At 38.5% G+C, this 6,468-nt stretch carries 3 protein-coding genes; 1 reads left to right on the forward strand and 2 read right to left on the reverse strand.

Annotated elements, in window-relative coordinates; all coding sequences use genetic code 11:
- Positions 1-1,706: hypothetical protein (locus NZ519_10735; protein MCS7029225.1), on the reverse strand; the 1,706-nt coding region annotated here is incomplete at its 3' end.
- A gap of 197 nt (positions 1,707-1,903) precedes the next feature.
- Positions 1,904-4,240, reverse strand: a complete 2,337-nt coding sequence (locus NZ519_10740; protein MCS7029226.1) for a phospholipase D-like domain-containing protein — start codon at positions 4,238-4,240, stop codon at positions 1,904-1,906.
- Positions 4,241-4,457: 217 nt separating this feature from the next.
- On the opposite strand from NZ519_10740, the gene ftsH reads away from it, so the two are divergent.
- Complete coding sequence (ftsH, locus tag NZ519_10745; GenBank protein ID MCS7029227.1) at positions 4,458-6,368, forward strand: ATP-dependent zinc metalloprotease FtsH; 1,911 nt, start codon at positions 4,458-4,460, stop codon at positions 6,366-6,368.
- The last annotated feature ends 100 nt before the right edge of the window (positions 6,369-6,468 follow it).

Here is a 6,468-nt window from a genome sequence, read left to right on the forward strand (position 1 = left end):
ACAAGGTTAAGTATTCCTACATCATTAGCAACTCCATTTAATCCGTCAAATTCATAAGCGCCTATATCAGGGGCAAGGTTGGGATTTAAACCTGGCTTAGGGCGTGTGAATCCATCGTGATCAATAGTAATTGCTACAGGAGTAGCACCAGACTCAATAGGTGTATTAGTATTGGTGGGAATAGTCAGGTCATTATCAGCAGTAAAAGGTGCGTTGGTATTTGCCGCAGGTACGGAGTTTGCGTCCTGCCCTGTAGTAGTTTGCCATTGGGCAAGGTTATTAGAATTACCAGTTCCCGTTGCTGTGCCTACTTTACCCACAAAATGCTCTGTTCCTGCGGTAGCAGCAGGTATGTTGTAAGAGTTGTGGTTAATGGTTACGGTAGTAAAGTTAAAGCCAGTAGGAAACCATACTGCTTTGTGTTCTTTTGTACCTGTACTACCTGAAGCAGTAAGTTTATTTGCAAAAATATTATTACGAATGTCTCCAGTAACCGTTGTTGATGTTACACATAAAGCAGCAGATGCGGAGCCTGTCGTGGTAGGACCACTACTGTAATCACCATAAATATGAACACTATTGTACCATACCTTGTATCCTGTGCCACCGCCTAAACGAATACCAAAAGCATTAAAAGTCTGGGAAATAGGAGAATAATGTGTGGTAGTGATATCGTAAATTACGTTATTTGCAATAGTTGTATTCGTACCTGCAGTGGCATTAATACCGTACGCACCCCATCCGCTTGAACTTGGGGAAGCTACTCCCCATATCTTGTTACGCGTGATATTTACGTTATTTGTACCTGTACCAAATAGGTCAATACCGGCGTTGCTTGTTCCTACTGATGCAGATAGGCGAATATTAAAGATTTCATTCTGACTGATATTACCTCCGTTAATATTTTCTAAGTGAATACCTCTAAATACTACGTATTCAGAAGGAATGTTAGAACCTATTATGTTATTTGTAATAGTTAGATTATCATTGACGCCTGTTGTGCTACTTGAGGAGCGTACCGCAATTCCTACATATGCTTTTCTAATTTCGTTGTTATGAATAGTAAGATTATCATAGTCTATACCGCTTGTACTAGTGTTAGTGATAGTAGGTGTAGTACTTCCATTTGCAGCGTAGATCCCTGCATGGTAGTTGCTAGTCGTATAGAGCGAAGTAGCGTCAAAGTTTCCTATAATTACACAGTTTTGAATAGTGTTATTTGAACAGTTGCCTACAGTAGAGCTACCCACTAGACGAATAACAGCTGTATTATTCGTGCTGTGAGGGTTTGCGTTGATAATAGTTAAATCTCTATTCACGGGAGCGCCTGGGATGATATCTCCATCAATAGTAACATTGTCTGCGCCAATAAGCTCAATTACGCCGCGGTTAGCAGGGGGAGTACCTGATATGGTAGCTGTTACAGTAGGTCTAATAGTTACACTTGTGTAGCTAGCTGAACCTGAGCCGCTTGCATTCAAGGTTGCAGGTGTTGCACCCTCGCTAGTATTACCATTGATATTAATGGTAATAGCACCTTGATGTGTACCTGCATTGATAGCACTGAACGCCGCGCCTAAAGTAGCATAAGTTCCTGTGAGCGTTCCTCCTGTTGCTGTCAAGCTTACCTGCGCTAAAGCAGGTTCTATAAACACAATAAGCAGCAGAGTAAGAAAGACTTTTAATTTTTTAGATAATTTACACATAGCACAATTACACTAAATACTATTGCAAATATAGCATCTTTTACAATACATTGTGTACCTAAGTTTCTTTTTTTTATTAAAAAACTTTTAAAATTTTGGTTTTCAAGGTTTTACAAAATAAAAAAGTAGTGGGGTTTTTATTTTGCCCACTACTATGATACTTAAAAATTCAAAAATCTAATTGACGCTAAAGCAATTTAATAACTCAATAAAATTTTGTAAGTAGATAACTGAGTACCTTGTTGTACTCTAATGAGATATATTCCCTGTGGAAGATGAGAAATATCTAACTGTACTTGATAAATACCTAAGTAACGTATAGGTTCAGATAAAATAACGTTTCTACCTTGTACATCCCAAATCCCATATTGTAAAATTTCACCTTTGATATTATTGATGTTGAGCGTAATTTGTCCCGTAGTAGGATTGGGATATATCTCTACATTTTGCGGACTAGGCTTGTTATCACTTGTAGACATAGATGTAATGTATGGATATACACATGCTGTGCGTGAAGTTGGTGTGCTGGCGTTAAATATAGATGCAAAATTTTGATAAAACTGGTTAGCTATCCAGTAATCGTGGATAATCAGAGTATTTTCATCATTTCTGGTTTCAGCCGAGTTTGTCCAATTGTGGGAACCTACCCAAACCAAAGGATCGTTTGTAGGATTAGAAGCATCTACTATTAGGTATTTATGATGCATAATAAAGCTATTCTCGTTGTAAATTTTGAGTCTTTTACCTAATCCTGAATACATAGTAAAATAAGGACCGCTAGCATTAGCGGTATCATTTAGAATTACAGCAGAGCAGCTATCACCGTTAGCTAATAAAGATAAGTGTTTGTTTTTAATTGCATTCGCAATATCACTTCTTGTACAAAGCATAGTAGCTGCTTGAAAATCTTCGTTTGCACTGTTAATAGTTTCAATCAATTTACTAGTTACATTGTCTGATGGAGAGAAATATAATTCAACCAACTTACCGCCTATGTTAAAATGGTGAGGAGTGTTATTACTTTTGAAAGGACCAAACTTTGATGCAGAGGGATTAGGAGTGGTTGTGTTGCTACCCCACATCTCCTCAAACTCCATTTTGTAAGCCAAAGCTAAACTTTTGTCTTGTATTATGACAAGTGCATTCTTATCATTGTTAATTTGATCATCAGTCCAATTTGTACTACCTGTAATCACAATTGGATCGTTATGGTCAGCAGAGTTTGCATCAATGATGATAAATTTATTGTGCATTATACCGTAGCTAGAAGAAGTCGGACTGGCTAATTTAGGAATGGCACTGCTTAGTGCAGATATGCCTGCACTAGTTGTACTGCCATCATATATTACCCTTACTTGTTTACCATTAGCATAAGCAGTATTGACTGCGTTACTGATACTTGAAATACCTACATTACCCCAATTGTAGATAGCAATATCAATAGAGTATTTTGCACGGTTAATGTAAGCGATAATAGTATCATCAATAGCACTTGGTAAAACAGTAGCACTATTGCCAGGGAACGCATAAGTAGTGTTCACACTATTGTTAAAGTATACTTTGATTGTACCCGAAGAGTTAGATGCAGTAATTAAAGGTACGATAGGTGAAGTAGAAGTTCCATGAGAGTTAGTAGAGGAAGCCCTTACATAGTACACGGTTGCGGGAGTTAAACCTGTAATGTTAATGCTGTGGTTAGTGGTTAAAGTACTGCTACTTACCGATGAACCTAATGCAGGAGTAAGTCCGTATTCTACAACGGTGTTACCTGGGTTCTGTGTAGTAAAGTTAACAGTGAAACTGGTTGTAGTGATATTGCTTGCCCAAGGATTGATAGTTATGAAAGGAACAGGTATAACAAAATCATCAATCAGGCGAGGTAAAAGTTGGTATCCTGTGCTTGTACTTGAAGGACTAAATTGACTCATTATTCCAATAACATCATAGTTACTGCTGGGGGGCGTTTTTCCTACAATTCCATTTGGACCTGTGGAAGCACTATTTACTCTCAAAATATAGTTAGGATCCCCGTTTATGCGGTAGTTAGTATTGCCTGCAAAGCTAGTAAAAGAGCTTCCACTGGTAGTTGTGATAGAAGTAGCACCATTGAGACGTACTAATATTCCTTCGTAAGCTTCAGCATAAGCAGGTGTAAAGGGTAGATTAAAATTAACAGGGGCATATAAAGGTCTGTTAGTAGCTACAACGGTTACAGAAGTTACAGGATCAATTTCTAGTAGAGAGTTAAAATTTTTAACCGTACCTGATACAATAATACTATCTCCTCTTTGTAAAGAAGTTACCATAGAGCTTGTGCCATATACTCCAATTCCTCCTGTACCATCTTGAATGTAGCGAATGTTCCCTAGTTCAGAACCGTTCATTACAATTCCCGTTACAGTTACAGCGCTGCCTGTACCGTTTGGAGGTAGACTAGCATGCGCTGCTCTTACTGATGCAATACTGCTAATTTGGGCTATTGCACCTTGTACGAAAACAAAAGCAAGCAGAATTGAGATTATGCTTAACTTCATAAGTGAAACAAACATATAGTAATGCAAATGTAGTACTTTTGTATTAACACAATGTAATATTTCAAGAAAAGAAGCAGAAACACATAAATTCTGCAAAAACAGCCAAAATGAAAATTTGACAGTGTTAGTGTCAGAATTTTTTAAGATATTTGTGTGTTATTTAGTAGGCATTCTTAAAAAATCCTATTGGTATCTAATTTGAATAAAAAATTTTGATATGTCAGAGAATACACCTAATCCTCAAAAAAACAAAAAGGCAAGCAAAGCTATATACTGGATATACGGCATCATTATCATGATATTGGTGCTGGTGCAACTTACCATGTTTAATACAAACACGGCAAACCGTGAAATTTCTTATCAAATGTTTAGTGATGAATTAGTTGCACAAGGACTAGTAGAAAAGGTAGTGATTGTGAATAATGAACTAGTAGAAGTGTACCTGACCACTAAGGCTGTACAGTTAGAAAAGTACCGTAAGTACGCTACACACACGAATTTTATGGGAGAACCTACCCCCAATATGCACTTTAAAATTGTATCGGCAGAAAAGTTTGAAGAGTACTTGAAAGAAAAGAAAATACCCTATAAAACAGAAACAAGGGGTCAATGGGTCAACACGGTAGTTTCTTGGTTGATTTTCATAGGAATTACTGTGGCACTATGGTTTTTGCTATTTCGCAGAGTGGGTGCAGGGGGAGGAGGTCAAATATTCAATATCGGCAAGAACAAAGCCATGCTCTTTGACCAAGACAACCAGGTCAAAGTAACCTTTGCAGACGTAGCAGGACTAGATGAAGCTAAGGAAGAAGTACAAGAAATTGTAGAATTTCTCAAAAATCCCAAAAAATTTACTCGTTTAGGCGGCAAAATTCCCAAAGGAGCGTTATTAGTAGGTCCTCCAGGCACAGGCAAAACGCTATTAGCAAAAGCAGTAGCAGGTGAAGCTCAAGTACCTTTTTTCAGTCTAAGTGGTTCTGATTTTGTAGAAATGTTTGTAGGCGTAGGTGCAGCAAGAGTAAGAGATCTTTTCAAAACAGCCAAAGAAAAAGCACCTTGCATTATATTCATTGACGAAATAGATGCCGTAGGGCGAGCTCGCGGGCGCAGTCAAATTTTAGGCGGTAATGATGAAAGAGAAAGCACTCTCAACCAACTCTTAGTAGAAATGGATGGCTTCGGAACAGATTCAGGAATTATCGTAATGGCCGCTACCAATCGCCCTGATGTGCTAGATAGTGCCTTACTCAGACCTGGCCGCTTTGACCGCCAAATTCCCGTAGAACTGCCTGACATTAAAGGAAGAAAAGCAATTTTCGAAGTCCACCTCAAAAAAATAAAATATGACCCTAATTTAGACGTTGACTTTTTAGCAGCTCAAACCCCAGGTTTTTCAGGGGCAGACATTGCCAATATTTGCAATGAAGCAGCCCTTTTTGCAGCTCGTAAAAACAAAGAAGTTGTAGACAAACAAGACTTCTTAGATGCCATAGACCGAGTAATCGGTGGACTTGAAAAGAAAAATAAAGTTATCTCCCCAGAAGAGAAAAAAGTAATCGCTTATCATGAAGCAGGGCACGCCCTAGTAAGTTGGCTTAAACCCTATGCTAATCCATTAGTCAAAGTTACAATTGTTCCCCGCGGAAACTCTCTAGGGGCAGCTTGGTATTTACCCGAAGAAAAATTGATTACTACCGAAGAGCAAATCAAAGATGAACTTTGTGCCATCATGGGCGGACGTGCTTCAGAAGAAATTGTTTTCGGTAGAGTATCCACAGGGGCACTTAGCGACCTGGAGCGAGTAACCAAACGTGCTTATGCTATGGTAGCCATATACGGCTTAAATAAGAGAATAGGTAACATCAGTTTCTATGACTCCACAGGTCAATCTGAATATGCTTTTCAAAAGCCCTATAGCGAAAGAACAGCCCAAATAATTGATGAAGAAGTTAAAAACATTGCTGAAGAAGCTTATGAAGAAGCTAAACGCTTAATTAGAACGCACATTGATGGATTGCATGCTATTGCAAAACAGTTGTTAGAAAAAGAAGTAATTTTTAGAGAGGATGTAGAGCGTATTCTTGGACCTCGCCCAAAACCTGAAAATTATACCGCAGTAGTAAGCTAAAAAACAGAACTATTTTTTTGATGATATTTTTTTGGGCGTGCCCTTGCCCACACTTCGCTTGCGCTTGTGTGGGCAAGGTCGGCGTGCTACGGGCTACGCT

It is taken from the genome of Bacteroidia bacterium, assembly GCA_025056095.1.
In the GTDB taxonomy this organism is placed as follows: Bacteria; Bacteroidota; Bacteroidia; order JANWVE01; family JANWVE01; genus JANWVE01.